The 25,442-nt window shown below is 73.0% G+C and carries 25 protein-coding genes and 1 tRNA gene; 5 read left to right on the top strand and 21 right to left on the bottom strand.

Annotated features, from left to right (window positions below; all coding sequences use genetic code 11):
• Positions 1 to 24: 24 nt before the first annotated feature.
• The 3 genes from ilvA to ACFHWT_RS12550 form a co-directional block, all read right to left on the bottom strand.
• Complete coding sequence (gene ilvA, locus ACFHWT_RS12560; protein ID WP_416594779.1) at positions 25 to 1,245, bottom strand: threonine ammonia-lyase; 1,221 nt, start codon at positions 1,243 to 1,245, stop codon at positions 25 to 27.
• The gene (locus tag ACFHWT_RS12555) at positions 1,242 to 2,633 is read right to left on the bottom strand and encodes an amidase (protein WP_416594778.1); all 1,392 of its coding nucleotides are present in this window, start codon (positions 2,631 to 2,633) and stop codon (positions 1,242 to 1,244) included. Before ACFHWT_RS12555 ends, ilvA begins: the two co-directional genes overlap by 4 nt.
• A gap of 116 nt (positions 2,634 to 2,749) precedes the next feature.
• Entirely contained in the window at positions 2,750 to 3,892 is a 1,143-nt protein-coding gene (locus ACFHWT_RS12550) for a cystathionine gamma-synthase (RefSeq protein WP_416594777.1), read from the bottom strand.
• 136 nt (positions 3,893 to 4,028) lie between these two features.
• Here ACFHWT_RS12550 and msrA point away from each other — a divergent pair, with 136 nt between their 5' ends.
• Positions 4,029 to 4,685 (top strand): peptide-methionine (S)-S-oxide reductase MsrA, encoded by a 657-nt coding sequence (gene msrA, locus ACFHWT_RS12545; RefSeq protein ID WP_416594776.1) that lies wholly within the window; start codon positions 4,029 to 4,031, stop codon positions 4,683 to 4,685.
• A gap of 46 nt (positions 4,686 to 4,731) precedes the next feature.
• On the opposite strand, the gene ACFHWT_RS12540 is transcribed toward msrA, so the two are convergent.
• The gene (locus ACFHWT_RS12540; protein WP_416594775.1) at positions 4,732 to 5,799 is read right to left on the bottom strand and encodes a helix-turn-helix domain-containing protein; all 1,068 of its coding nucleotides are present in this window, start codon (positions 5,797 to 5,799) and stop codon (positions 4,732 to 4,734) included.
• Positions 5,800 to 6,538: 739 nt separating this feature from the next.
• Here ACFHWT_RS12540 and ACFHWT_RS12535 point away from each other — a divergent pair.
• Positions 6,539 to 7,093 carry a GNAT family N-acetyltransferase gene (locus ACFHWT_RS12535; RefSeq protein WP_416594774.1) on the top strand — a complete coding sequence of 185 codons (555 nt, stop codon included), beginning with the start codon at positions 6,539 to 6,541 and terminating at the stop codon, positions 7,091 to 7,093.
• Between the two features lie 325 nt (positions 7,094 to 7,418).
• On the opposite strand, the gene ACFHWT_RS12530 is transcribed toward ACFHWT_RS12535, so the two are convergent.
• Both ACFHWT_RS12530 and ACFHWT_RS12525 read right to left on the bottom strand, forming a co-directional pair.
• Positions 7,419 to 8,795, bottom strand: a complete 1,377-nt coding sequence (locus tag ACFHWT_RS12530) for a cystathionine beta-synthase (RefSeq protein ID WP_416594773.1) — start codon at positions 8,793 to 8,795, stop codon at positions 7,419 to 7,421.
• Positions 8,796 to 8,962: 167 nt separating this feature from the next.
• A complete protein-coding gene (locus ACFHWT_RS12525; protein WP_416594857.1) occupies positions 8,963 to 9,319 on the bottom strand; it encodes a YkvA family protein in 357 nt (118 codons plus the stop codon).
• Between the two features lie 245 nt (positions 9,320 to 9,564).
• Here ACFHWT_RS12525 and ACFHWT_RS12520 point away from each other — a divergent pair, with 245 nt between their 5' ends.
• Positions 9,565 to 10,686, top strand: coding sequence for an SGNH/GDSL hydrolase family protein (locus tag ACFHWT_RS12520; RefSeq protein WP_416594772.1), 1,122 nt, complete (start codon positions 9,565 to 9,567; stop codon positions 10,684 to 10,686).
• A gap of 40 nt (positions 10,687 to 10,726) precedes the next feature.
• Positions 10,727 to 11,533, top strand: a complete 807-nt coding sequence (locus ACFHWT_RS12515; RefSeq protein ID WP_416594771.1) for an SGNH/GDSL hydrolase family protein — start codon at positions 10,727 to 10,729, stop codon at positions 11,531 to 11,533.
• An 85-nt stretch (positions 11,534 to 11,618) separates the two neighbouring features.
• Here the strand turns inward: ACFHWT_RS12515 and ACFHWT_RS12510 are convergent, their stop codons facing one another.
• From ACFHWT_RS12510 to ACFHWT_RS12500, 3 genes are all read right to left on the bottom strand, one after another.
• Complete coding sequence (locus tag ACFHWT_RS12510) at positions 11,619 to 11,936, bottom strand: hypothetical protein (RefSeq protein ID WP_416594770.1); 318 nt, start codon at positions 11,934 to 11,936, stop codon at positions 11,619 to 11,621.
• Between the two features lie 69 nt (positions 11,937 to 12,005).
• On the bottom strand, positions 12,006 to 12,827 hold the full coding sequence (locus tag ACFHWT_RS12505) for a Bax inhibitor-1/YccA family membrane protein (protein ID WP_416594769.1): 822 nt from the start codon (positions 12,825 to 12,827) through the stop codon (positions 12,006 to 12,008).
• A gap of 143 nt (positions 12,828 to 12,970) precedes the next feature.
• A tRNA-Leu gene (locus ACFHWT_RS12500) sits at positions 12,971 to 13,051 on the bottom strand.
• Between the two features lie 138 nt (positions 13,052 to 13,189).
• On the opposite strand from ACFHWT_RS12500, the gene ACFHWT_RS12495 reads away from it, so the two are divergent.
• The gene (locus ACFHWT_RS12495; RefSeq protein WP_416594768.1) at positions 13,190 to 15,052 is read left to right on the top strand and encodes a hypothetical protein; all 1,863 of its coding nucleotides are present in this window, start codon (positions 13,190 to 13,192) and stop codon (positions 15,050 to 15,052) included.
• Here ACFHWT_RS12495 and ACFHWT_RS12490 read toward each other — a convergent pair.
• The 12 genes from ACFHWT_RS12490 to ACFHWT_RS12435 form a co-directional block, all read right to left on the bottom strand.
• Positions 15,045 to 16,394, bottom strand: coding sequence for an NAD(P)/FAD-dependent oxidoreductase (locus ACFHWT_RS12490; RefSeq protein ID WP_416594767.1), 1,350 nt, complete (start codon positions 16,392 to 16,394; stop codon positions 15,045 to 15,047). The genes ACFHWT_RS12495 and ACFHWT_RS12490 overlap by 8 nt on opposite strands.
• Before the next feature lie 126 nt (positions 16,395 to 16,520).
• A complete protein-coding gene (locus ACFHWT_RS12485) occupies positions 16,521 to 17,084 on the bottom strand; it encodes a hypothetical protein (protein ID WP_416594766.1) in 564 nt (187 codons plus the stop codon).
• Positions 17,081 to 18,550 (bottom strand): DUF58 domain-containing protein, encoded by a 1,470-nt coding sequence (locus ACFHWT_RS12480; protein ID WP_416594765.1) that lies wholly within the window; start codon positions 18,548 to 18,550, stop codon positions 17,081 to 17,083. Before ACFHWT_RS12480 ends, ACFHWT_RS12485 begins: the two co-directional genes overlap by 4 nt.
• Before the next feature lie 16 nt (positions 18,551 to 18,566).
• The gene (locus ACFHWT_RS12475) at positions 18,567 to 19,604 is read right to left on the bottom strand and encodes an AAA family ATPase (RefSeq protein WP_416594764.1); all 1,038 of its coding nucleotides are present in this window, start codon (positions 19,602 to 19,604) and stop codon (positions 18,567 to 18,569) included.
• 45 nt (positions 19,605 to 19,649) lie between these two features.
• The gene (locus ACFHWT_RS12470) at positions 19,650 to 20,234 is read right to left on the bottom strand and encodes a hypothetical protein (RefSeq protein WP_416594763.1); all 585 of its coding nucleotides are present in this window, start codon (positions 20,232 to 20,234) and stop codon (positions 19,650 to 19,652) included.
• The gene (locus tag ACFHWT_RS12465; protein WP_416594762.1) at positions 20,227 to 20,982 is read right to left on the bottom strand and encodes a DUF4129 domain-containing protein; all 756 of its coding nucleotides are present in this window, start codon (positions 20,980 to 20,982) and stop codon (positions 20,227 to 20,229) included. Before ACFHWT_RS12465 ends, ACFHWT_RS12470 begins: the two co-directional genes overlap by 8 nt.
• 47 nt (positions 20,983 to 21,029) lie before the next feature.
• Positions 21,030 to 21,770 carry a uracil-DNA glycosylase gene (locus ACFHWT_RS12460; RefSeq protein WP_416594856.1) on the bottom strand — a complete coding sequence of 247 codons (741 nt, stop codon included), beginning with the start codon at positions 21,768 to 21,770 and terminating at the stop codon, positions 21,030 to 21,032.
• A 109-nt stretch (positions 21,771 to 21,879) separates the two neighbouring features.
• Positions 21,880 to 22,587, bottom strand: a complete 708-nt coding sequence (locus tag ACFHWT_RS12455; protein WP_278173881.1) for a dienelactone hydrolase family protein — start codon at positions 22,585 to 22,587, stop codon at positions 21,880 to 21,882.
• A gap of 141 nt (positions 22,588 to 22,728) precedes the next feature.
• Positions 22,729 to 23,727, bottom strand: a complete 999-nt coding sequence (locus ACFHWT_RS12450; RefSeq protein WP_416594855.1) for an exopolyphosphatase — start codon at positions 23,725 to 23,727, stop codon at positions 22,729 to 22,731.
• 109 nt (positions 23,728 to 23,836) lie between these two features.
• Entirely contained in the window at positions 23,837 to 24,364 is a 528-nt protein-coding gene (locus tag ACFHWT_RS12445) for an amino-acid N-acetyltransferase (protein WP_416594761.1), read from the bottom strand.
• A gap of 9 nt (positions 24,365 to 24,373) precedes the next feature.
• On the bottom strand, positions 24,374 to 24,913 hold the full coding sequence (locus ACFHWT_RS12440; RefSeq protein WP_416594760.1) for a DUF501 domain-containing protein: 540 nt from the start codon (positions 24,911 to 24,913) through the stop codon (positions 24,374 to 24,376).
• Positions 24,910 to 25,442 (bottom strand): septum formation initiator family protein (locus ACFHWT_RS12435; RefSeq protein WP_416594758.1); only part of this gene is annotated, 533 nt, incomplete at its 5' end. The genes ACFHWT_RS12435 and ACFHWT_RS12440, both read right to left, overlap by 4 nt.

The raw sequence follows: 25,442 nt of genomic DNA, 5'->3' as shown, positions 1-25,442 counted from the left end.
GGCGGGTCAGTCGGCGAAGATGGCTCAGTCAGCGGTGGCGAACGCCACCTGATAGCCGCGATCACGGAGCACCTCGACCAGCTCGGTCGAGTGCTCCGGGCCGCGGGTCTCCACCGACAGGCCGACCTGGACCTCACCCAACCGCAGGTGCGGGTTGCGCCGCTGATGATCGACGTCGACCACGTTTGCCCGCTGCTCGGCGATCAGCACCAGCAGCGCGGCCAGCTCGCCGGGCCGGTCGCCGCACCGCACGGTGAACCGCAGGTACCGGCCGGCGGCGGCCAGGCCGTACTCGATCACCCGCAACAGCAGCAACGGGTCGATGTTGCCGCCGGAGAGCACCGCGACCGTCGGGGTGGTCGGCCGCACCGCGCCGGACAACAGCGCCGCCACCGCGGCCGAGCCGGCCGGTTCGACCACCTGCTTGCCCCGCTCCAGCAGCATCAGCAGCGCCCGCGACAGGTCCTCCTCGGAGACCGTCACGATCTCGTCGACCAACTTGCTGACGTGCGCGAACGTCAGGTCACCAGGGCGTCCCACGGCGATGCCGTCGGCGATCGTACGGTAGTCGGCCAACCGCACCGGGGCGCCGGCGGCCAGCGACGGCGGGTACGCGGCCGCGCTGTCCGCCTGCACGCCGATCACTCGTACGTCCGGACGCAGCGCCTTGACCGCCACCGCGATTCCGGAGATCAGCCCGCCGCCACCCACCGAAGTGACGATGGTGGTGACCTCCGGGCACTGCTCCAGGATCTCCAGCGCCACGGTGCCCTGACCGGCGATGACGTCCGGATGGTCGAACGGGTGGATAAGCACCGCACCGGTACGGTCGGCGAACTCCCGGGCCGCGTCCAACGCCTCGTCCACGGTGGTACCGGCGAACTCGACCTGGGCACCGTACCCTCTGGTCGCGGCGACCTTCGGCAACGGCGCGCCGGTCGGCATGAACACCGTCGCGCCGATGTCCAGCAGCCCGGCGGCGAGTGCCACGCCCTGGGCGTGGTTGCCGGCGCTGGCTGCGACCACCCCGCGCCGCCGCTGCTGCTCGGTCAGCCGGGAGAGCCGCAGATACGCGCCCCGCACCTTGTAGGAGCCGGCCCGCTGCAGATTCTCGCACTTCAGCCAGACCGGCCCGCCGAGCAGGGCGGTCAACGGGCGGGACGGCTCCAGCGGAGTCACCCGTACCACGTCCGCCAGGACGTCCCGGGCGGCGAGGACGTCCGGCAGTCCGACCAGTTCCGTCATACCGCACTGTCCACTCTCGGCCACGACGGGGCGTGCCGGGGCCAGGACGCCATCATCTCCAGCTGGCCGGCCACGGCGAGCAGCAGCAGCTCCGAGCCGGGCGGCCCGACCAGTTGGACCCCGACCGGCAGGCCTTCCGGGCGCAGCCCGGCCGGCACCACCAACGCGGGCAGTCCGGCCATGTTCCACGGCGCGGCGTACGGGGCGTACCGCACGCAGCTCCACATGTTCGCCACCCAGGACCGGCGCGCCCAGCTGGTCGCGGCCGGCGGGGTGCTGGCCAGCGCCGGGGTCAGCAGCACGTCGGCGCGCTGGTCGGTGAAGAATTCGGTCATCCGGTCCCGCCAGGCGGTCCGGTCGGCCTCCCGCACGTACCCGCGTCGTTGTGCCCACCGGCCGAGCGCGACGTGCCGGCGGGTCCGTGGCTGCAGTTCCCGGCCGCCGGACCGGCCGGCGGCGGCGTCCTCGGCCGCGGCGGCGAACCAGGTGGACAGCCCGCGCAGCCCCAGCGAGGCCGGATAGCGCAGTTCGGTGCCTACCACGTCGTGACCGGCCTCGGTGAGCCGGCGCGACGTCGCCGCCACCGCGTCCCGGTTGGCCGCGTCGGCCCGCAGCCCGGCCACCGGCGAGGTGAGCGAGACCGCCACCCGCAGCCGGCCCGGCTGGACCAGCTTCTCCGGTCGCCGGCCGGCGAGCACCGCGAAGCCGGTCGCGGCGTCCGCCACGCAGGTCGTCAGGATGCCGTGCTCGGTGAGGCCGAACCAGTCCTCGGAGCCGAGCTGTCGCGGAACCACGTCGCGGCCCGGTTTGAGCCCGAGCAGACCGCAGCAGGCAGCCGGGATCCGGATCGAGCCGAATCCGTCGTTGCCGTGTGCGATCGGCACCATGCCGCTGGCCACCGCGGCCGCCGCGCCACCGGAGGAACCGCCCGGGGTACGCGCCAGCTGCCAGGGGTTGCGGCTGGTCGCCGTGGCGTCGTCGGTGGTCGCCCAGAGCCCGAGCTCCGGCATCCGGGTGACCCCGACGACGACCGCGCCGGCACCGCGCATCCGGCGGACGATCTCGTGGTCGTGTTCGGCCACGGGGGTCCGCGCGGCGGCCGATCCGCGCCAGGTCGGCAGCCCGGCGACCGGGGTGTTCTCCTTGATCGCCACCGGCACCCCGGCGAGTGGCAGGTTCGCCAGGTCCTCCTGCTCGTCGACCTTCTCCGCTTCGACGATGGCCTCGCCGCCACGGACCGCCCGGAAGGCGGACAGCTCCGGGTCGGCCCGGGCGATGTGGTCGAGATGGTCGGCAACGACCCGGGTCGCCGAGGTGTCTCCCCGGCGTACGGCCCGGGCGATCTGCCGGGCGGTGGTCCCGACCCAGGTCGGTACGATGTCGTGCACGGCACCTCCAGGCAGCCGGTACGCGGTTCGCGTCGCTGTGCGGACCCGTCGCCGGACCCGCCTGGTGTCGGGCCGGCCCGGGATGGGCCCGCCCGTCGGATCTCGCCGACGGATCCTCAGCCGAGCGCCTGATCCAGGTCGGCCAGCAGGTCGTCCACGGTTTCGATTCCGACAGACAGTCGCACGAGATCGCCGGGGACTTCAAGAGGCGAGCCGGCGGCGCTCGCGTGGGTCATCCGTCCAGGATGTTCGATCAACGATTCGACCCCGCCGAGCGATTCGGCGAGTACGAACAGTCGGGCACGATTGCAGATCCGCACCGCTTCCGCCTCGCCACCGGCCGCCCGGAACGAGACCATCCCACCGAACCGGCGCATCTGCTTGGCCGCTGTCTCGTGGCCGGGGTGGTCACGGTGTCCGGGGTAGAGCACCTGGCGTACCGCCGGGTGGTGGTCGAGGAATTCGACGATCCGCTCGGCGTTGTCGCAGTGCCGTTCCATCCGTACGCCCAGGGTCTTGATCCCGCGCAGGGTGAGCCAGGCGTCGAAGGGCCCGTTCACCGCGCCCATGGCGTTCTGGTGGAAGGCCAGTTCGGCGGCGAGCTCCGGATCGTCGGTGACCAGCGCGCCACCGACCACGTCGGAGTGTCCACCGAGATACTTGGTGGTGGAGTGGACCACCACGTCGGCGCCGAGCGCCAGCGGCTGCTGCAGGTACGGCGAGGCGAAGGTGTTGTCCACCACGAGCCGCGCCGCGACGTCGCGGGCCAGGGCGGCCAGCCCGGCGATGTCGGCGATGCCGAGCAGCGGGTTCGTCGGGGTTTCCGCCCAGATCATCCGGGTACGACCGGGTTGTACCGCGGCCCGGACCGCGTCGACGTCGGAGATCCGCGCGGCGGTCCAGGTCAGTCCCCAGCGTTCGGCGACCTTGGCGAACAGGCGGAAGGTGCCGCCGTACGCGTCGTCCGGGATGATCACGTGGTCGCCGGGCCGGCAGACGGTACGCAGCAGCGTGTCCTCAGCCGCCAGACCGCTGGCGAAGGCGAGCCCGGCCCGGCCTCCCTCGATCGCGGCCAGGCATTCCTGCAGCGCGTCCCGGGTCGGGTTGGCCGACCGGCTGTACTCGTATCCCGACCGGGGCACACCCACCTCGTCCTGGGCGTACGTGCTGGTCTGGTGGATCGGCGGCACGACCGCTCCGGTCCGGGCCTCCGGCTCCTGCCCGGCGTGGATGGCGACCGTGTCGAACCCGTATGTCATGGCACGAGGCTAGGCCATCGGTCCGAGCGCCACCGCCGGTGGGACGGATGCCCACCCGACCTGCGGGTACCCCGGCGGGAACGAGCCGGCCCCCGGCGGTGTTGTCCGAGAGGCCACGAACGAGAGGAGTCGCACGGTGTTCCTGCGACCGATAAAAGCAAATCTGCCCGGACCGGGGCAGGCCCTGCCTGGCCGGGACCGGCCGATGCCGGTGGCGGACCGGCACGCGGTGCTTGGTACGCCGCTGTCCGGCCCGTGGCCGGCCGGCACCCGGGTGGCGGTCTTCGGGATGGGCTGCTTCTGGGGGGCCGAGCGGCTGTTCTGGCGACTGCCCGGGGTCGTGTCGACCTCGGTCGGGTACGCCGGCGGCGAGACGCCGAACCCCACGTACGAGCAGGTGTGCTCCGGCGGGACCGGGCACGCCGAGGTCGTCCAGGTGGCCTACGACCCGACCCGGATCGGCTACGCCGACCTGCTGAAGGTGTTCTGGGAGAACCACGACCCGACGCAGGGCATGCGCCAGGGCAACGACGTCGGTACGCAGTACCGGTCGACGATCTACACCACCGACGCCGAGCAGGCGACCGAGGCCGCCGATTCCCGGACGGCGTTCGCTCCGGTGGTGGCCGCAGCCGGCCGGGACGGGATCACCACGGAGATCCGGCCGCTCGGCGAGTACTACTACGCCGAGGATTACCACCAGCAGTACCTGCACAAGAACCCGGGCGGCTACTGCAACCACGGGCCGAACGGGATGACCTGCCCGGTGGGCGTCGCCCGGAGCGCCGACTGACGGAGCCGGCCGTCGCCGATACTGAACCGGAGCCGGCCGTCGCCGATCAGGCGGTGGCCCGCTCCACCTCCCGCAGCATCAACCGCAGCGACTGGCTGTGCTTGGCCGGTGGCAGACTCGCCAGTGCCGATCGGGCGTGCCGCAGCCCTTCGACGCGGTCGCCCGACTTGACCAGCATCAGCCCACGGTGCAGCTCGATGTGGGTGGCGAACCGGGCCAGGCTGGCCGGCCGGGTCCGGTCTGCCCACTCCTGGGCGTCGACCGCGGCCGGGTCGCCGAGGCGGGCGAGCAGCATGCTGGTGAAGATCGCCATCCGCCACTCGGGCACGGCGAAGTCGGAGATCTGCTCGGCGGAACCGGTCTGGTCGAAGACCCGGCGGGCCGCGTCCAGATGCACCAGCGCGGCGGTACGGTCGCCACGGACACCGGCGACGTGCGCCTTGGCCATCAACGCGTTGAGTCGCCCGAGCGACGGTCGGTCGGTCAACGCGAGGGCCTGGTCGGCCAGGTCCTGCGCGACCGCGAGGGCGGCGCCCTCGTAGCCTAGGGCGAGCGCGGCGCGGCCCCGGACCCAGACCCGAACGCTCCGGTCGCCGCTGCGGTCCGCGCTGACCGCGGCCAGCCGGTACCACCGGACGGCTTCCTGCGCCTCCCCGGTGGTCTTGCCGTAGACGCTGAGGAAGCGGGCGGCCAGTCCCCACATCACCGGGGAGCCGAGTTGCTGCTGCAGCACGACGAGGTCGCTCGCGAGCCGGTCCTGCAGCTCACCGGCGCCGACGGACATGTAGTCGCGGCCGAGATTGCCGGCCCGCTCCTGCCACTGTTCCTCGGCCGCCGGGTCGCCGAGCGCCGCGGTGAAGCCGCGGTGGATCAACTCGGAGACGGCGGCCGGTGCCACCACCGCGGCGGCGAGCCCGGTGATCAGGCCCCGACGTTGCATATGGTCCCCCAAGACCTGCTCGTAGGCGGTCACCACGTCGGCCGTCGCTGTCCGCCGCCCCGCCTCGACGTTCGACAGGTGACCCTTGCTGAAGTGGCTCAGCGCGGCCATTTTCGCCAGGCTGACACCAGCGGATTCCCGGGCCTTCCTCAGGGTCTCACCCGTATCGCTCATATTCCGCCTGCCCACGTGTATTGAAGACCTGCTGAAAACTCAGCCGCGCTTTCCTGACTTTCGACTGCCCCTGACGCTCTTGACCAGAGGCCGCGGGGATGGCGCGTGGACGCGTTGGACCGAACCTACACCGATTCGGCGTAACAGCCCGCCGACCTCGCGGCCCATCGACCAGCATGCCAGCGACCGGCCACCATGTACACCAACGATCTGGGGTCAAGTACACCATCCGGCAAAGACGATGGCAGATGTCGGCCGTGCTGGACAAGTTCGGGCCGACTTCATCCGATCTCCAGTGGGGTGATACCCGAAGCCATCCGGGGCTAAGACCATAATCAATCATTGTCATCAACCACTCAAAGTAAGTACAAGGTAACTATTCGTCATCTCCGGTCGATGTCACCGGCCCGGTCAGGCCAGGTCGACACCGTCGCCCGGCCAGGCAGGTCCACGCGGTCGCCCGGGTCGGCGGCAAAAATCGTTGCCGGCCGCCGTAGCCGCCGGCTAGCGTGGCCGTACACGGGAAAGGAGGTGGTCCAGCGTTGTATAGCTATAGGACTCGTGAGGTGGCTGCCCGCTAGCCGCTGTCCTCGACAGCTCCGATCGTCGAGACCGTGTGGCAGCGGTGCGGCGAATCCACGACAGCCACCCGACCCCCGGGGTGCCGGCCCAGTCCAGCCGGTCCGCGTCGAAGACGCGGAAGCCCCGGGGGTCGTTTCATGCCGGTAGGCTCGGCCGGGTGGCGGTCACCCTGCGCACGGCCATCCTCGACGACATCGCCCCGGTCGGTCACCTGCACCACCGGTCCCGGCTCAGCGCGTACCAGGGCATCGTGCCGGATGACGCGCTGGAAACCTACGGCGCCGACGTCACGGCGCGGTGGTGGGTCGAGCGGTGGAGCCACGAACGCGACACGCATCGGCTGACGGTCGCCGAACACCAGGGGCGGCTGATTGGGTTCACCTACGTCGGGCCGCACGAGGACGGCGAGCCGGCCACCGGTGAGCTGTACGCGATCCACGTCGATCCCGGGCACCAGGGCCGCGGCGTCGGCCGGGCGTTGATCCGCGACGCGCTCGACACGATGCGCGAACGCCGGTGCCGTCGCGCGGCGCTCTGGGTGTACGCGGCCAACCACCGGGCCCGGGACTTCTACGAAGCGGGCGGCTGGCACCCGGACGGGGTCCGCCGGGACGGCTGGCTCGGGCCGGTGCCGACTCCGCAGTTGCGCTATGCGCGCGATCTCACGGTCGCCGCAGCTGAGCCGGCGACACCGGCCGCCGCACAGGGCTGACCGCCGCGCCGCCGCTGCTGACGGCCGGGCGAGAGTACGGGACCGCTGCTGCGGGGGTTCCGTCCAGCCCCGCACTCTCGCCCAGCACTGCCCGCCCTAACCGGGGGAAAACGCCTGGCCGAAGGCGCTCAACCGGCGGAGGCGTGCCGGTTGATCGGTGTGGGCGGGCAACAGTGCGGGACCCCGGGATGCTGGCGGGCGCCCGGGGTCACCGCAGTGGTGAAGCACCATGGTCGCCTGCCCCGGTGGCGGACCGTGCCGGGGCAGCGCTTCCATGGCCCTAGTCAACCCCAGCCACCAGCGATCAACCGGACACACTGTGCGACTATCGGCCAGACTTTCCTAGATGCGCCAGCAGGTCCTGGCGGGTGATCACCCCACGTGGTTTGCCGTCGACCAGCACCAGGGCCGCGTCGGTGCCGGCCAGCAACGCCACCGCATCGCGTACCGGCTGGCCACCGCCCACCATGGGCAGCGGCTCGGCCATGTGCCGCTCAATCGTGTCGTGCAGCTGCGCCTTGCCGCTGAACAGCGCGTCCAGCAGATCCCGTTCGGCGATCGACCCGGCCACCTCGCCGGTCACCACCGGCGGCTCCGCCTTGAGCACCGGCAGCTGCGAGATGCCGTACTCGCGCATGTAGTCGACCGCGTCGCGGATCGTTTCGGTCGGGTGCACGTGCACCAGCTCCGGCAGGCCACCCGGCTTCGCCGCCAGCACGTCGCCGACGGTCGGTTCCGCCGCCTCGACCCCCAGGAACCCGTACCGGGCCATCCACTCGTCGTTGAAGATCTTCGACAGATAGCCGCGTCCGCCGTCCGGCAGCAGCACCACCACCACGTCGTCCGGCCCGGCCCGGCGGGCCACCCGCAACGCCGCCGCGACCGCCATCCCACACGAGCCACCGACCAGCAGCCCTTCCTCCCGGGCCAGCCGGCGGGTCAACTCGAACGACTCCTGGTCGGAGACCTCCACGATCTCGTCGCAGACCGACCGGTCGTAGGTCTGCGGCCAGAAGTCCTCCCCCACCCCTTCGACCAGGTACGGCCGCCCTGAACCGCCCGAGTAGACCGAGCCCTCCGGGTCGGCGCCGACCACCCGCACCGCGCCGCCGGACACCTCCTTCAGGTAGCGGCCCACCCCGGAGATGGTCCCTCCGGTGCCCACCCCGGCGACGAAATGGGTGATCCGTCCCTCGGTCTGTGTCCACAGCTCCGGCCCGGTGCCCTCGTAGTGCGACTGCGGATTCGCCGGGTTCGCGTACTGGTCCGGCTTCCACGCGCCGGGAATCTCCGCCGCCAGTCGGTCGGACACCTGGTAGTAGGAGCGGGGGTCCTCCGGCGCAACCGCCGTCGGACAGACGACGACCTCGGCGCCGTACGCCCGGAGCACGTTCTGCTTGTCCTCGCTGACCTTGTCGGGGCAGACGAAGACACACGAATAGCCGCGCAGCTGCGCGACCAGCGCCAGACCGACGCCGGTGTTTCCACTGGTCGGCTCGACGATCGTGCCGCCGGGCCGGAGCAGCCCGGCCTCTTCGGCGGCCTCGACCATCCGCAGCGCGATCCGGTCCTTCACCGAGCCGCCCGGGTTGAAGTACTCGACCTTGGCCAGCACCGTCGCGGAGATCCCCGCGGTGACGTTGCGCAGCCGCACCAGCGGGGTGTCGCCGATGAGATCGACAACGCTGTCGTGGTAACGCACCTCGTTGTGCCCTTCTGCTGACGCCGGCGAGGCGCCATCGTCGGGTTGAGGTCGTCAGCCGACAACAGCCCGCTGCCGGCGGTGGAGTATGTCGCGATCAGCCTACTGGTGCCCGGGCACCTCGGTCAGCGACAGCGAGCGGCGCGGGCCGGTCGGACGCCGGCCGGTCAGCTGACCACCTGACCGGGCACGACCGACTCGCGCCGGGCCTCCCAGTCCAAGAAGCGTTCGGTCTCGGCGAGCACGCTGCCAGCGAGCCAGGTCACCACGAGCGCGTCGTCGACGATGCCGAGCATCAGCAGCATCGCCTCCGGCACCAGGTCGAACGGGGAGGCGACGTAGGCCACGGCCGCGGTCATCAACGCCAGCCGCAGGCCGCCGTCGTAGTCGCCGCGCATCGTGGCCCGGATCATCCGGGGCAGCGCCGCCAACCGCCGCCCCAGTGAGGGACCGCCGCGGGCGCCCGCGGTCAGCGCCCGCCCCAGCGCCGCGAACGCCGCCGCCCGCTTGAGTGTCCTGGCCATCGCGGCCACCTCCTCGTCACCGGGCCTGCCGGATGTCTGTGTGCCCACCGGCCGCCGACCGTACCCGGTCGCCGACCTGTGGTGCCCTGCCCTCCATGATGCCCGGGATCGGCAACTGTCGCCGGACACGCGTCCCCGGGCCGGTGGACCCGGCCCAGAATCGAGCCGAGCCCGGCGCCGCGTACCGAGATAATCTCGAAGGACCTAGCACGACGGCAGCAGCGGATCGCAGTCGGGGGGGCGCGATGGGCACGGGTGGCGCGGGGAGACGTCCGGCCGACCGGACCGTGGCGATGCGGGCCGTCCGGTTGGCGGCGTTCGGAGCCGGTGCCGCCGCGGCGGCCGCGGCGGCCACCGCCGGCACCCTCTACGGGCAGGCCAAGCAGGCCCGGCGGATCATCCCGCTGGCCGAGGCACCGCCGCCACGCGGCGACGGGGTGTACGGTTCCCGGCTGCCCGGACCGCCGCTGACCCTGGTGGTGCTCGGTGACTCGTCGGCCGCCGGCTACGGCGTGCACCGCCCCCGGGAGACCCCCGGCGCGCTGCTGGCCACCGGCATCTCCCGCCGGCAGCTGCGGCCGGTCCGGCTGCACCGGCTGGCGGTGGTGGGTGCCCGGTCGGTCGGTTTGGTCCCGCAGGTGGAGGCGGCGCTGGAGCTGCGACCGGACCTCGCGGTCATCCTGATCGGCGGCAACGACGTCACCCACCGCACCCCACCGGAGGTCGCGGTCGGGCACCTCGTCGACGCGGTACGGCAACTGCGCGCGGCCGGGGCCGAGGTGGTCGTCGGCACCTGCCCGGATCTGGGCGCGATCAAGCCGATCAAACCGCCGCTGCGCTGGCTGGCCCGTCGCTGGAGCCGACAACTCGCCGCGGCGCAGACCGTCGCGGTGGTCGAGGCCGGCGGCTGGACGGTCTCCCTCGGCGACCTGCTCGGTCCACGGTTCGCCGCCGAGCCGGGCCGGCTCTACTCCTGGGACCGGTTCCACCCCTCGGCCGAGGGATACGCCATGGCCGCCGCCGTCCTGCTGCCGGCGGCGCTCGGCGCGCTCGGCGCCAGCACCGCCTCGCGTGGTGTCGTCGCCGGCCGGGAGAAGGTGCGGACGCTGCCCCAGGCCGCCCACGAGGCCGTCCGCCACGCCGGCACCGAGGTCCGCGGCACCCGGGTGGCCGGCCGGGAACGCGGTCCGGCCGGCCGCTGGGCCCGGCTGCGCCGTCGGCCGAGGTTCGCCGGCCGATCCTGGCAGGCCGCCGCGCTCAACCGGTTGTTCGGTCCACCGGGCGGCGATCGGGACGGCGACCACCGCGAGTCGGCCGTATCCTCCGATCAGCGGGTGGGCCTGTCCACCGCCGGACCGCAGGACTGACCGTGCCCGACCGCAACCGTACCGACGGAAGGTGACCGCCGTGACGTCGAGAAACATCGCTGTACGGATGGGCCAGGTCACCGCCGCCGCGGTCGTCGCCGGTGCGGTGGGCAGCGCCGCGCTGCTGGTCGGGGAGGCGATGCTGGCCCGGCACCGCCGGTACGCCCAGCCGGAGCTGGGGCTGGCCGTACGAGTGGCGCTCGGTCCAGCCGGCGGCGCGCCGCTGCGGCTGGTGCTGCTCGGCGATTCGGTGACCCTCGGCGTGGGGGTGGACCGGGTGGCCGACACGGTCGGCGGCCAGTTGGCCCGGCTGCTCGCCGAGTACGAGGGCGGTTCGGCGGTCACCGGGCGCCGGGTCCTGCTGTCCAGCGTCGGTGTGGCCGGCTCCCGTTCACGGGACCTGGCCACCCAGGTCGCCCGGGCGCTGCTGGGCGAACGACCGGACGTGGCGGTCGTTCTGATCGGCACCAACGACGCGACCGCGCTGCGTCGGCCCGGCGAGTCGGCGGTTCATCTCGCCGCGGCGGTACGCCGGCTGCGCGGCGCCGGGACGGAGGTGGTGGTCGGCACCTGCCCGGATCTCGGCGCTGCCCGGGCGATCGCGCCGCCGCTGCGTCAGCTCGCCGGGCTGCTCGGGCGGCGGACCGCCCGGGCCCAGGCCCGCGCCGGCCGGGACGCCGGCGCCAGGGTGGTCGACCTGGCCAGCGAGACCGGGGCGGTGTTTCGTGCCGACCCCAACACCTACTGCCATGACGGCTACCATCCGTCAGCCGACGGGTACCGCATCTGGGCGCACGCGCTGCTTCCGGCGGTACTCGCGGCGGCGAACACCGCCCCGCACCGCTGACCCACCACGTACCACTGACCGCACCCCGCACCGGCCCGGGCCAGGTGCCGGTCGGGCCGCGCGTTGCCGGTGCCCCGGTGGCGGGTCAGGGCGTTTCGAGCCGGCTGCGCAGCCGCCGCGCCGCAGCCGCCGCCGATTCCAGCACTGCGGGGTCGGGTGCCACCTGGATCAGGTCGGCGGCGACCACCCGCAACTGGTCGGGCAGCGCGGTGTCCCGGCTCAGCCGGGGTACCTGCCGGCCGGGCCGCCCTTCGGCGACCGCGCCCAAGTCGGCAAGGTACTGCACCAGGTCGTGGAAATCGTCCGCTCGATGGCCGTCACCCGCCGCCCATCGGGGCTGTTCCCAGTGGGCCACCTGCCGGACCAGGAGGTCGACCAGGCGGGTCAGGTGCGCTGCGGCCACCGCCGCAGTGTAGTGCCGGCGACGACGCACCGCGCCGCGCCGACAGTACGGCGCGGCGCGGACGGACGGTCAGTCGTCGCCCTGCAAGAAGCTGAGCAGGCGCAGGATCTCGATGTAGAGCCAGATCAGGCTGACCAGGATGCCGAACGCCGCGGTCCAGGAGTAGCGCTGCGGCAGGCCGAGCCGGACGCCCTCCTCGACCTCGTGGAAGCTCAACACGAAGCTCAGCGAGGCGATCACGATGCAGATGAGGCTGAAGATGATGGCGACCGGACCGCCACTACGCAGCCCGGTGTCGACGCCGAAGAGCGACAACACCAGGTTGATCATCATGACCGCGAAGACACCGACCATCGCGGCGATCAGGCCACGGGTGAACTTCGGGGTGGCCCGGATGACCTTCATCTTGTAGAGGGCGGCCATCAGGAAGAAGACACCGAAGGTGGCTACCACCGCCTGCAGGACGATGCCCTGGTAGCCGGCGACCACCTCGAAGAACTTGCTGACCAGGCCGACGAAGACACCTTCGACGACGGCGTAGGTGACCACCAGCGCCGGGTTCGCGACCCGGGAGAACGAGATGACCAGCCCCAGTACCAGACCGACGATCGCGGCGCCGATCCAGGCGCCGAACAGCAGCGAGTCGGGGACCAGTACCCAGGCCGCCGCCGCGGACAGCCCGGTGATGCCGAGCAGGGTGACGGTCTTGACGACGACGTCGTCGACCGTCATCGGCGCGACGGTGGGTGGCGCGGCCGGGTGCCCGGCCTGCGTCGGATATGGCTGCCCGGTGCCGGGCTGCCCGTAGGGACCGGCAGGGGCGTACCCGGTGGCCCGCTCCCGCTCGGCCGCCTGGCCGAGCCGGGCCAGGACCGGGTTGGATGTCTTCACTGTCCAGCCTCCCTCAGGGGGTTGTCACACGATGGTGTGAGTCAAGGGTAGACGGCTCGATCGACACTGTGCAGGTACCGCCGGCCGCCGGCGGGCTCCGGCCGGTGGCACCGGGCCTCGAAGGGCACCAGGTGACGCCGAGGTACCCGGGGCGGGAATCGAACCCGCACGCTTTTCAGCAGCCGCTTTTAAGGCAGCCGTGTCTGCCATTCCACCACCCGGGCCGGCGGGTCGGCCGGGCTGCGCCCGGTCGGACCGATCGCCGACACGCCACGCGCTGGTACGCGACGGCAGATGTCACGGTAGCGGGTCGCGCCCAGCCGGACGCAGCCCGGCCGGCCGACGGCACTAGGGTGCGATCCGTGAGCCGCTCAGCAACCGCAGCGCAGGACACCGGCCCCGTTCCGCCCCGGCCCGACGGGCCCTCGACGGCCGGCTCCCGGTGGTCCCGGATCGCCGCGGCGGCTCGCGGCCACCGCGTGGACGCCCTGGTGTGCCTGCTCTTCGTCCTGTTCGCTGGCCTACTGACCCACCAGCTCTGGCCCGCACCCGGTGCCCATCTGCTGGCCTTCAACCCGGAGGACCAGACCCTGTACGAGTGGTTCCTGGCCAGCGACGCGCGGCTCCTGTTCGGCGACTTCGGCCTGCTCAGTGACCGGCTGAACGCCCCCGAGGGGGTGAACCTGATGGCCAACACGACGGTCATCGCGCTCGGCTTTCTGATGGCCCCGGTCACCGTACTCTTCGGCGCCCCGGTGAGCTTCGCGCTGCTGGTCGCCGGCAACCTGGCCGCCAGCGCGATCGCGTTCTACTTCCTGTTCGCCCGGCCCCTCGGCGCGCACCGGCTGGCCGCGGCGACCGGCGGCGCGTTCTGCGGGTTCGCCCCCGGCATGGTCTCGCAGAGCAACAGCCACCTGCACATGACCGCGCTGTGGCTGATCCCGGTCATGGTGTGGCTGCTCATCCGGATCATGCGGGCCGCCGACCCGACCGGTTCGACACCCGGCGGGCGGATCCTCGGGCCGGCAGGTCGGCCCGACCGCCGCCGGATCGTCACCTCCGGCGGCTGGCTCGGGGTGGTCGTCGCGGTCCAGGTGTTCGTCGGCGAGGAGGTGCTCTTCCTCACCGCCGTCACGCTGATCATCATGGCGGCGGCGTTCGCCGCGACCAGACCCCGGTACGCGTGGCGGATCCTGCCGAACTTCGTCGCCGGGATGCTGGTCGCCGTGGCCGTCGGCGTGCTGCTGCTCGGGTATCCGCTGTGGTTCCAGTTCGCCGGGCCGCAGGGCGTCTCCGACGGCGTGTTCGACCCGGCGTACTTCTCGGCTGATCTGGCCAGCTGGCCGGCGGTGTCCGAGCTGTCAGTGGCCGGTTCGGCGGCCGCCGCCGAGCTGACCACCGGACCGGCTGAGTACAACACCTTCCTCGGCTGGCCGTTGGTGCTGGTCACGGTCGCCGCCACCGCCTGGTTGATCCGGCGACCGGTGGTCGTCGCCTGCGCCGCCGGGACGCTGCTGATGGCAGGGCTCTCACTCGGCCCACGGATCGTCGTCAACGGTGCCAAGACCGACGTCCCGGGGCCGTACGCCCTGCTCGACGGGATGCCGGTGGTGGACGGCGCGCTGCCGATGCGGTTCGCCCTCGCGGTGATCCCATTGATCGCCGTCATCCTGACCCTCGCCGTCGACCGGGCGTTGCGGCTCGGCCGGCGGCCGGCCCGGCTGGCCGTCCCGGCCGTCGTCGCCGTAGCGCTGCTCCCGGTCGTGCCGGCCCCGCTACCAGCGATGGACCGCGACCCGTTGCCGGAGTTCATCGTCGGCGGCCACTGGCGGACCTGCGTACCGTCCGGTGGCGTGCTGGTGCCGGTGCCGCCGGCCACCCCGCCGCAGCCGTGGCCGATGGCCTGGGCCACCGCGACCACGGTCGCCTTCGGCATGCCGGAAGGGTTCTTCATCGGCCCGTACGCCCCGGGCGGCGACGCCTCGATGGGCACGTTCAAACTGCCGACGTCGAAGATCCTCGCCGAGGTGGCCCGGACCGGCGAGGTGCCGGAGATCACCGACGAGGAACGCGCCCGGGCCCGTCGTGACCTGACCCGTTGGGGTGCCGACTGCGTGGTGCTGGTGGACGACACCCCGCACGCCGCCGAGCTGCGGCAGACCACCGAGGACCTGCTCGGGCCGGGCCAGCGGGTGGCCGACGCCTGGACCTGGCCGGTCAGCTGACCCGGGCCGGCGCGGCACCCGACTGGTCGAGTTGCGGGGTCGCCCCGAGGAACTCCTCACGCGGGTCGTGCAGCTGCCCGAGCGCCACCACCTCACGCTTGAGCACCAGCGCGAGCGTCCAGTCGACGACTACCCGCACCTTTCGGTTCAGCGACGGGATCCGGCTCATGTGGTACGTACGGTGCATGAACCAGGCCGGCAGCCCGGTCATCTTGACCCCGTACACCTGGGCGACGCCCTTGTGCAGGCCGAGGCTGGCCACGCTGCCGGCGTGCTTGTGCCGGTACTCGACCGGCTGCTGCCCACGGACCACCGCCAGGATGTTGTCGGCCATCGTCCGAGCCTGGCGCACCGCGTGCTGGGCGCTCGGCGAGCAGTACGCCCCAGGCGGGCCGGTCAGGTCCGGCACCGCGGCGCAGTCGCCGGCGCTCCACGCGCCGTCGACCGTCCGGTCGCCGTCGACGACCTGCAGCGTCGGCCGGCAGCTGATCCGCCGCCGTTCGTCGCGGGGCAGATCGGTGGCGTCGAGCATCGGCGACGGCTTCACCCCGGCCGTCCAGACGATCGTGTCGGCCGGGAAGCTGTCGCCGTCGGAGAGCCGCACCAGCCCGTCGACGCAGGACTCCAGCCGGGTGTCCAACCGAATGTCCATCCCCCGCTTGACCAGCTGCTGCACCGTGTAGGCGCCCATGTCCCGGTCGACCTCGGGCAGCACCCGCTGGGTCGCCTCGACCAGCACCCAGCGCATGTCCGCCGGCTTCAGCTCGGGGTAGTAGCGCAGCGCGTCCCGGGCCATGTCCTCCATCTCGGCCAGCGCCTCGATGCCGGCGTAGCCGCCGCCGACGAAGACGAACGTCAACGCGGTCCGGCGGACCTGCTCATCGGCGGTCGCCGCCGCCACATCGAGCCGTTCCAGGACATGGTTACGCAGGTAGATCGCCTCACCGATGGTCTTGAACCCGATGCCGTGCTCCCGCAGGCCGGGAATCGGCAGGGTGCGGGACACCGAACCGGGGGCGACGATCACATGGTCGTAACCGATCTCCCGGGGCGGCCCGACGATGGGTTGCACCTCGGCGACCTTGCGGGCGTGTTCGATCCGGGTCACCGCTCCGGCGATCACGTGGCAGCGGCGCAGCTCCCGGCGCAGCGGCACGACGGAGTGCCGGGGTGAGATGTTGCCGGCCGCCGCCTCCGGCAGGAACGGCTGGTAGGTCATGTGCGGCTGCGGGTCGACCACGATCACCTCGACCTCGCCCCGGCGCATCTTGCGGGACAGGCGCAGGGCGGCGTAGAGACCGACATGCCCGGCACCGACGACAAGGATCCGTTGCCTGTTCACGTACCCCATCTTCCTCCCGGTTGCCTCTTGACGTCGCCTCGAAAGCCAGATATGTGACCGAGCACGCCCGTGTGAGCCGCCGCACGCGGGCCGACCATGCCGACCGCCGACCACACCGCCGGACGGTCAGCGGCGCCGGCCCAGGGTGGCGAGCAGGGCGACGGCGCCGACCGCCACCACCAGCCCGGCCAGCACCGCGAGCAGGAAAGGCTGACCGGCGGTCCGGCCGGCGGCGGTGATCAGCAGCACCACCAGCACCGCCGAGGCGAGCAGCACCGCCGCCACCCGGGTCGACCAGCGCACCACGACCTCGGGGGCCAGCACCACGTCGTACGGCACGGCGGCGGCCAGCGCCGCGAGACTGTGGGTCAGGTACAGCAGCGCGCCGACCGCCAACAGCCGCCACAGCTGCACCGGAGTCCCGTACCCGGTGGTGGCGAGCGCCCAGCCGCCGATCCCGACCAGGATCGTGACCGTCGGCGCGTGCCCGCGCGGCGCCAACGCCGGCAGCAGCGCGACGGCGAGCAGCGCCGGGCCGGCCCGGCCGAGGAAGACTTCGGCAGGGTACGCGAGCCCGAACGCGAGCAACGCGGTGACCGCCACCACGCCCCGCAGCAGCACCGGCGCGAGGGTGACCCGGGTGAATCCGGTGCGCACCGCCGCCACCCGGTCCCGGATCGCGGTGATCATCGCAGCACCGCCTTCGGCGCCGACGCCAGCCGGGCCACGTCCCGCAGCACCTGGTCGAGACTTCCAGCCCCGGCCCAGGTCACCACCGGTACGCCGTGTTCGCGCAACTGCCCGACGGTGTTCTCCCGGTCCAGCCGCCACAGCCGGTACGCCACCTCGGTCCACTGGCCCTGCCGGGGCGGCGAGGCCACCGTGGTGGGCAGCGTGTCGACGGCGACGACGATCCGCCCGGACCGGGCCATCCGGGCCAGCATCTCCGCCGAACGCGGGTCCACCAGCGGGGTAAGCACCACGACCAGCGCGTCCGAGGAGAGCAGCTGCGGGCCGAAGACCTGGTCGTACGGTTCGTACGGGGTGGGCCGCACCTCGACGTCGAGCAGCCACTCCAGGACCGTCAGGTACTGCCGGCGGCCGGTGGCCGGGCGGAGCCGGCGGGCCGTCGGCCCGTACTCCAGCATCGACACCCGGTCACCGCGGTGCAGGTAGTGTTCGGCGATCGCGGCCGCCGCCCGGACCGTGGTGTCCAGCACCGACGCACCTCCGGACACCCCACCGGAGCGGCCGACCTCGGTGAGGACGTCGAGCAGCAGTACCACCTCGGCGTCGCGGTCGGACAGTGTCGCGGCGACGTGCAGCTGCCGGGCCCGCAGCGACACCCGCCAGTCGACGCGGCGCAGCCGGTCGCCGGGGCCGAAGATGCGGACCCCGGCCAGTTCACCGCCCTCCCCCGGCCGGCGGGACCGGTGCCCGCCGACCAGCCCGGCGGCGCGGGGCATCGCCTCGTCGGCGTTGAACGGGTCGATCACCGGGTAGACCGGCACCCGGACCGGTTCGGCGACCACCGGCCGGCAGGACAGCAGCCCGTCGCAGGCGATCGCCCGCGCGGCGACCGGCCCGACCGGCTGGCGGCCCCAGCGCAGCGCCACGCCGGTCAGCTCGAAGCCGGCCGCCGAGCCGGTCGGCACCGCCAGACCGAACGGACGGTCCGGCACCCCACCACTGGGCCGGGGTCGGGCCGCCGCCGCCAACCGTTCGAGCACCAGCAGCTGGCCACCGCCGGCAGCCTGATCGGCGGCGTCGCCCGGACTGTCGCCGGGCCGGTCGTCGTCGGAACGGCTGCCGTCGATCGAGATCGGGGACAGCACCCCGACCTCGTCGATGCGCAGCCACGGCGACACCAACGCGCGTACCACCACCAGGTCGTAGTCGGCGTCGGCCGGGTTGGCGGCGGCGGCCCGGGCACCGACCTGGTTGCCCTCGACGAGGTTGGCGTCGACCGCCCCGAGGTCCAGCACCGGCGCGGCGGCCGGCCGGCGGCGCAGCGCGTACGCGGTGCCCAGCGCGAACGGGGCGGCCAGGGCGACCAGGTCGACCCGGCCGAGGATCACCCCGATGATCAGCAGCAGCCCGGTGATCAGCACCGCCCGGCCCAGCGCCCGGGTCGGTTGCCATTGCGTGGCGGTCATGACTCGCCGCCGCCGGTCACGGCGCGGCGCGGCGGCCGGCCGCCGCGCCGCCCGGTGAGCCGAACCCGCCGCCGTAGCTGGGCAGTGCGCCGCTGGCCGGAGCCGGGGTCTGAGCCAGCACCTCGCCGACCACGAACGACGGATTCACCCGGCGCAGCCACATCTCCGGCCGCAGGGTGATCCGGTGTGCCAGTACGGGGGCGGCGACCTCCTTGACGTCCTCCGGCACGACGAAGTCCCGGCCGGCGAGCACCGCCTTGGCCCGGGCCAGCAGCAGCAGCGCCAGCGAACCCCGGGGCGACGCTCCGACCAGGACCGACGGGTGTTCCCGGGTGGCCGCGGTGAGGGCCACGATGTACCGGCCGATGGAGTCCTCGACCACCACGTTCTCCAGCGCCGACTGCATGGCGCGCAGCCCGTTGGCGTCCACCACGGCGGCCAGCTCGGTCTCCTCCTGGCGGCGGGAGATGCGCCGACGCAGTACCTCCCACTCCTCCTCGTGGGTGGGGTAGCCGAACGAGACCCGCAGCAGGAACCGATCCAGTTGCGCCTCGGGCAGCGGGTAGGTCCCCTCGTACTCGATCGGGTTGGCGGTGGCCAGCACGTGGAACGGCGCCTCCAGCCGGTAGGTGACCCCCTCGACCGACACCTGCTTCTCCTGCATCGCCTCCAGCAGCGCCGACTGGGTCTTCGGCGGTGTCCGGTTGATCTCGTCGGCGAGCAGTAGATTGGTGAACAGTGGACCGGCCCGGAAGGTGAAGTCGGCGCTGCGCTGGTCGTAGAGGAACGAACCGGTGACGTCGGCCGGCAGCAGGTCGGGGGTGAACTGCAGCCGACGGAAGTCCAGCCCCAACGCCTGGGCGAACGACCGGGCGGTCAACGTCTTACCGAGCCCGGGCAGGTCCTCCAGCAGCACGTGCCCGCCGGCGAGAATGCCGGCGAGGACCAGCTCCAGCGCGTCCCGCTTGCCGACCAGCACGGTGCCGACCGAGTCCAGGACGGCGTGTGCGAGCCGGCTGACCTCGGTGGTCGGGGCTGCCGCCACGTCGTTCATCGAGTTCCTTCCGTGGAACCTCCGGCTTTCAGCCGCGAGGAACCGTCAAATCTTTTCCAATTGGCTGACGAACACCGCGCAGTCCTTGGCCGACGGCTTACGCCGGGCCGGGGTGTTCAGGAAGTTCCACAGTTCGTCCCCGCAGATCTCCCGGGCCCGTTGTGGGTCGGTGGCCCGGGTCAGCCCGTACCGGTGCCGTAGCCGCTCGTCGACCAGCTCGCCGAGCACCGGCAGGGTCACCTCGGCGAACCGGCCCGCGTCGCCCTGACCGGCCCGCAGCCGGCGTTCCCACCGGCCGACCGCCTCCCGCAGGCCGTCCTCGCTACCGAAGACGTAGCTGCCGTCCTCCGGGTCGGAGCCGACCCGGCGCAGCTTGACCGGGGGCGGGGCGGCGACCGACCGTACGGTACGGCGCAGCAGCACCAGCGCGAGGCAGCCGGCGAAGACCGCTTCGACCGGCACCGTCAGGCTGAACAGCCGCAGCCCGAACAGCACGGCAGCGGTGCCGGCGGCGGCCAGCGCCAGCGCGGTCAGCCAGGACCGAAACCGGCCGGGTGGGCGACGCTCGCGGGGCGGCGTCTCCTCGTCGTGGTAGAGCAGGTCGTCGATGCTGGTCTGCGGGTCACTCACCGGCCGGCCCGCCTTCGCCTTCACCTTCGCCGGGGCCGACCGCGGCGGTCAGCTCGGTACGCAGCCGGCGCAGCGCCCACCGCGCCTGCTCCCGGGTTCGTTCGTCGACGTCGTGTCGGGCGTAGCGGGCCTCGCGGTAGACGCCCGCGAACGCCGACAGCACCTCGGCGCTGATCTCGTGTCCGGCGAGCAGCCGGGTGACCAGATCGGTCGGGGTGTCACCGATCTGGCGCGGGGTGCCGGCCGCGGCGGCGGCCTGCTCCAGGCGTACCCAGCAGGCGATCACCGCCCGACGCGGGTCGGCGTCGGCGGCGGAGAGCTCGACCAGGCCGGCGTCGACGGCGGCGACCACTTCGGCCGTGCTGGCCGGGCCGGGCGGTGACGTGCTCCGCCGGCGGATACCGACTGCGGTCGACCGGGGTCGGCGCCGCACCACGTCGCGCAGCAGGGTCCACAGCAGCAGGCCGGCGACGACCAGCACGGCGAGGCCGCACAGCGCCCCGGCGACCAGCGGAATCCAGGACGGAAGTTGCTGCTGATCGGCGGCGGCGAAGTCGTCCGGCGGCGGCTGGTACGTCGGTGCCGTCTGCGGCTGCTGGTAGTCCGGCAGCGCGGGGATGTCCCGTTCGACGGTGGCGTCGGTGCGGCCGACCGGCAGGGTGGAGTTCGCCGCCGCGACCGCGGTCAGCGCGAGCAGTACGGCGACGGCGGCGAGTGGCCACAGCCTGCGGATAGCCGCGGAATCCATTGCCGGCGGGTGCCCCCTCGAGTCCTCCAGTGGTCGTCTCGGCCCGGTCAAGTCCGCCCCGCCAGGCGATTCACCTCGGTGAACACCTCGTCGAGCATGGCGGGTGTGAGCCGTCCGGTGAACGTGTTCTGCTGGCTGACGTGGTAGCAGCCCAGCACGTCGGGCACCGCCCCGCCGCCCGACCAGTGTGCCCCATGGCCGAACACCGGCCGGGGTGTGGGCGGTCGTCGCCCGTACACCCGGGTCATCGCCGGCCACCACGCGGCCCAGGCGAACGCGCCGAGCGCGACCACTACCCGCAGCGTCGGTCTCAGCAGGGCGATCTCCCGGTGCAGCCAGGGCGCGCAGGTGTCCCGTTCGGCCGGGGTGGGCCGGTTCGCCGGCGGGGCGCAGCGGACCGCGGCCACCACCCGGGTGTCCGACAGCCGCAGACCGTCGTCGACGGCGACGCTGGTCGGCTGGTTGGCCAGCCCAGCGCGGTGCAGGGCGGCGAACAGCACGTCGCCGGAGCGGTCGCCGGTGAAGACCCGACCGGTACGGTTGCCGCCGTGCGCCGCCGGCGCCAGTCCGAGGATCGCGATCCGGGCGTCCGGCGGCCCGAAGCCCGGGACCGGACGGCCCCAGTAGGTCTGGTCGCGGAACGCCGCACGCTTCGTCGCGGCGACCTCTTCCCGCCAGGCGACCAGATTAGGGCAGGCCCGGCAGCCGGCTATCGCGTGGTCCAGCGCCGGCAGGTCCGGCACCCGGGCCGCCGCGCTGGTCACCTCGGACGCGCTGGCACTGATCACCTCGGACACGCTGGTCTCGTCGGCTGCGGTACCGGTCACCACGGCTCCTTCCGACGTCGGTCGGCCAGCGGACGACGCACCGCGAGACCGAGACCGGCCGGCCGCGGCGTCAGCCGAGTCGGGTCCGGAACATCTCCAAGGTCCGCGCCCAGGCACGCGTCGACGCGTCGTCGTCGTATGACTCCGGCCGGTCGTCATTGAAGAACGCGTGCCGGGTGCCAGGGTAGTCGTAGACCACGCAACCCCCGCCGGCCGCCTCGATGTAGCCCTTGGCCTGCTGGATTCCGTCGGCGGCGGAGGTGCCGTCCTGTTCCGAACAGTGGATCATCGCCGACTTGCCGGCGTAGCCCGCCCAGTCCGGACGCATCCGCTCCCAGGGCAGCGCCGGGTAGAACCCGGCGGTGGCGACGATCCGCCCGGTCAGCGTGGCCGACCAGAGCGCCAGGCTACCGCCGGCGCAGAAGCCGACCGTACCGACGGTGTCGCCCGCCGACTCGGCGCGGCCGGCGAGGTACTCGGCGGCGCCCGCGATGTCCTTGGCCGCCTGGTCCATCGCCAGGCCCATCAGCAGCCGGCGGGCGTCGTCCGGCTCGGTCGCCTGTACGCCGTGGTAGAGGTCGGGGGCGAGGGCCACGAACCCCGCCTCGGCGAGCCGGTCGGCGACCGCGGTGATGTGTGGCACCAGCCCCCACCATTCCTGGATCACGATGACCGCAGGTGCGGCGCCCGCCGCGCCGCCCTCCCCGGGTGCCGGTGGCAGGGCCAGGTATCCCTCGCTGGTCCCGCCGTTGCTGCGGTAGCTCACCATCTCGCCCATGGGGGTCCTCCTGTCGGTCAGTCATCGTTGGCTGGCGCGCAGTGGGGCACGTGTCCGGGTAGCCTGACACGCGCCGTGAGGCCGGGGAAGGCACGCGGAGGGTGGCGTACGCCTCTTGGTGAGCTGCGGTACGTCTGCCGGTCACCGCAAACTCAGGCAGATCCCGTCCAGGATGTCGTGCTCACTGGCCACCACCGACGACACGTCGGCGCGTTCCATGACGATCCGCAGCACCAGGGCACCGGCGGCGATCACGTCGGCCCGGCCCGGGTGCATCACCGGGATCCGCAGCCGCTGCCCGACCGGCATGGCGAGTAGGTCGGCGGTCACCTCGGCCACCTGGTCGTAGCTGATCCGGGCGTGGTGCAGCTGGTCCGCCCGGTAGCTGTCCAGCCGCAGCGCGATCCCGGCCACCGTGGTCACCGACCCGGCGAGCCCGACCAGCGTCGGCGGCGGTCCGGACCGGTCCGGACCCGCCACCACCGACAACGCCCGGTCGACCGCCGCCGCGATGTCGCGTTCGGCGGCCGCGATCTGGGCGGCGGTCGGCGGATCGGAAAGCAGGTGCCGCTCGGTCATCCGTACGCAGCCGACGTCCACCGACACCGCCCGGTGCATCGTGTCGGCGCCGACGACGAACTCGCTGGACCCGCCGCCGATGTCCACCACCAGGTACGGTGCCGGCACGGTGGCCGCCAGCCCACCGACCGCCCCGGCGAAGGTGAGCCAGGCCTCCTCGTCACCGGTCACCACCTCCGGGGTCACTCCGAGGGTGGCCTGCACCATCGCCACGAACTCGTCGGCGTTGTCGGCGTCGCGGCTGGCCGAGGTGGCGCACATCCGCACCCGATCGACGCCGTGTGCGGCCAGCTCGGCGGCGTACCCGGTGAGGGCCTGCCGGGTCCGTTCGATGGCGGCTGGGGCGAGCCGGCGGGTCCGGTCGACGCCTTCCCCGAGCCGGACGATCTCCATCCGGCGGACCACGTCGGTCAGCGGCGCGGCGGCCGACCCGGCCGGCGAGCCGGCTTCCGTGGCCTGGCCGGTCCCGGTCCCGGTCCCGGGGTTCGCCGGCTGCCGCAGGTCCGGCAGGTCCGCGATCAGCAACCGGACCGCGTTGGTGCCACAGTCGATCCCCGCCACCCGCGTCGCCACACCGGACACCGTACCGGGTGCGCGGCGGCTGCCGGGCCGGCGGCCGACGCCGTCGGGCGCGGGTGCGGGTGCCGGCCAGCGCGGGTGCAGCAGCACGTCAGCGCAGGTGCAGCAGCATCCGGGTATTGCCCAGCGTGTTCGGCTTGACCCGCTCCAGCCCGAGGAACTCGGCAACACCTTCGTCGTACGAACGCAGCAGTTGCTCGTAGACCTGGGCCGGCACCGGAGCCCCGTCGATCTCGACGAAGCCGAAGCTGGCGAAGAACCTGGTCTCGAAGGTGAGCACGAACACCCGGGCCACGCCCAGCTGACGGGCGACGGCGAGCAGCTCCGTCACGATCCGGTGCCCGATCCGCCGGCCCCGGCACTGCGGGTCGACCGCGACGGTACGGATCTCCGCCAGGTCCTCCCACATCACATGCAGCGCGCCGCAGCCGACGATCGTCCCGTCCGCCGGCCGCTCGGCGACCCAGAACTCCTGGACGTCCTCGAACAGCGTGACCGTGGCCTTGCTGAGCAGCCGACGGTCCGGGCTGTACAGGTCGATCAGCCGGCGGATGCCCCGTACATCGCGGGTCTGGGCCCGCCGGACGACCAGCTCGGCATCGGATCCGGGATCCGTCACGCCGGTCACCTAGTCCGACTCCGGCGGCGGTACGCAGGGGCCGCCGGCCCACCAGGGGCCGATCAGCTCCCGCACCCGGTCGCCGATCGGGTTCACGCCGGGCCCGACGGCGAGCGCGTGACCCAGATGGACGTGCAGGCACTTGACCCGGCCCGGCATGCCGCCGGCCGACACGCCAGCGATCTCCGGGACGTGACCGATCGCCTCCCGCCGGGCGAGGTAGTCCTCGTGAGCCGCCCGGTAGTCGGCGGCGAGCTCGGGATTCTCGGCCAGCTCGGCGGCGTACTCGCGCATCAGTCCGGCCGATTCGAGCCGGCTGCAGGCCGACGTCGCCCGGGGGCAGGTGAGATAGAACAGGGTCGGGAACGGCGTGCCGTCGGCGAGCCGGGGCACCGTCTCGACCACGTCGGGCAGTTGGCACGGACAGCGGTGGGCGACCGCCCGAGTACCGCGCGGCGGCCGGCCGAGCTGCGCGGCGACCGCCGCGAGATCGCGTTCGTCGGCTGCGAGATCGCGTTCGTCGGCTGCTTCGCTCACCGGTTCGCTCACCGAGAGACACCTTCCGCGTCGGCGGCCTGCACGCTCGACCAGAGCGTGTCGTACCACGGGCCAGCCGGGCCGTCGCGCTCGCCGGCCGGCTCGACCGGCTCGCCCGAGTCGCGGGCGGCACCGTCCGGATCGTGCAGCACCAGCAACGGGACCTCGCCCGGGTAGACCATGTAGAACCGGCGCTTCGCTTCGATCCGGATGAAGTCCGGGTCCTGCCAGCGCTCGGCCTGCGCGTTGAGCTCGGCGATCCGCTCGCGCTGGGCCTGCTGGGCCTGCTCGATGCGGGCGATGTCGGACTGCTGGGCCAGATAGACCCGCACCGGATAGGTGTACGCCAGCGCCAGGGCGACCAGCACCACCAGCAGCACGGTGGCCCGGCCGGTGAACCGGTTGGGATGCGGCGCGGTGGTCCGCTTGACCGGGCCGCCGGGCACCCGGCGGCCGGCGGCCGGTCGGCTGGCCGGGCGACCCGGGTCACCGGAGTGGCCGGCAGCGGACCGGGGCGTGACGGATCGGGGCGCGGCGGGCC

Source organism: Micromonospora sp. LOL_021 (assembly GCF_048060215.1).
Classification (GTDB): Bacteria; Actinomycetota; Actinomycetes; order Mycobacteriales; family Micromonosporaceae; genus Micromonospora_E.
Note: the sequence above shows the minus strand (reverse complement) of the source record. Positions and strands in the feature narration are given on the sequence as shown.

Bases quoted from the DNA above. Each gene is read 5' to 3' on its own strand.
- ACFHWT_RS12465 (WP_416594762.1), bottom strand. From the start codon at position 20,982: ATGGATTCCGCGGCTATCCGCAGGCTGTGGCCACTCGCCGCCGTCGCC.
- ACFHWT_RS12540 (WP_416594775.1), bottom strand. From the start codon at position 5,799: ATGAGCGATACGGGTGAGACCCTGAGGAAGGCCCGGGAATCCGCTGGT.
- ACFHWT_RS12485 (WP_416594766.1), bottom strand. From the start codon at position 17,084: ATGATCACCGCGATCCGGGACCGGGTGGCGGCGGTGCGCACCGGATTC.
- ACFHWT_RS12550 (WP_416594777.1), bottom strand. From the start codon at position 3,892: ATGACATACGGGTTCGACACGGTCGCCATCCACGCCGGGCAGGAGCCG.
- ACFHWT_RS12525 (WP_416594857.1), bottom strand. From the start codon at position 9,319: ATGGCCAGGACACTCAAGCGGGCGGCGGCGTTCGCGGCGCTGGGGCGG.
- ACFHWT_RS12520 (WP_416594772.1), top strand. From the start codon at position 9,565: ATGGGCACGGGTGGCGCGGGGAGACGTCCGGCCGACCGGACCGTGGCG.
- ACFHWT_RS12480 (WP_416594765.1), bottom strand. From the start codon at position 18,550: ATGACCGCCACGCAATGGCAACCGACCCGGGCGCTGGGCCGGGCGGTG.
- ACFHWT_RS12455 (WP_278173881.1), bottom strand. From the start codon at position 22,587: ATGGGCGAGATGGTGAGCTACCGCAGCAACGGCGGGACCAGCGAGGGA.
- ilvA (WP_416594779.1), bottom strand. From the start codon at position 1,245: ATGACGGAACTGGTCGGACTGCCGGACGTCCTCGCCGCCCGGGACGTC.
- ACFHWT_RS12475 (WP_416594764.1), bottom strand. From the start codon at position 19,604: ATGAACGACGTGGCGGCAGCCCCGACCACCGAGGTCAGCCGGCTCGCA.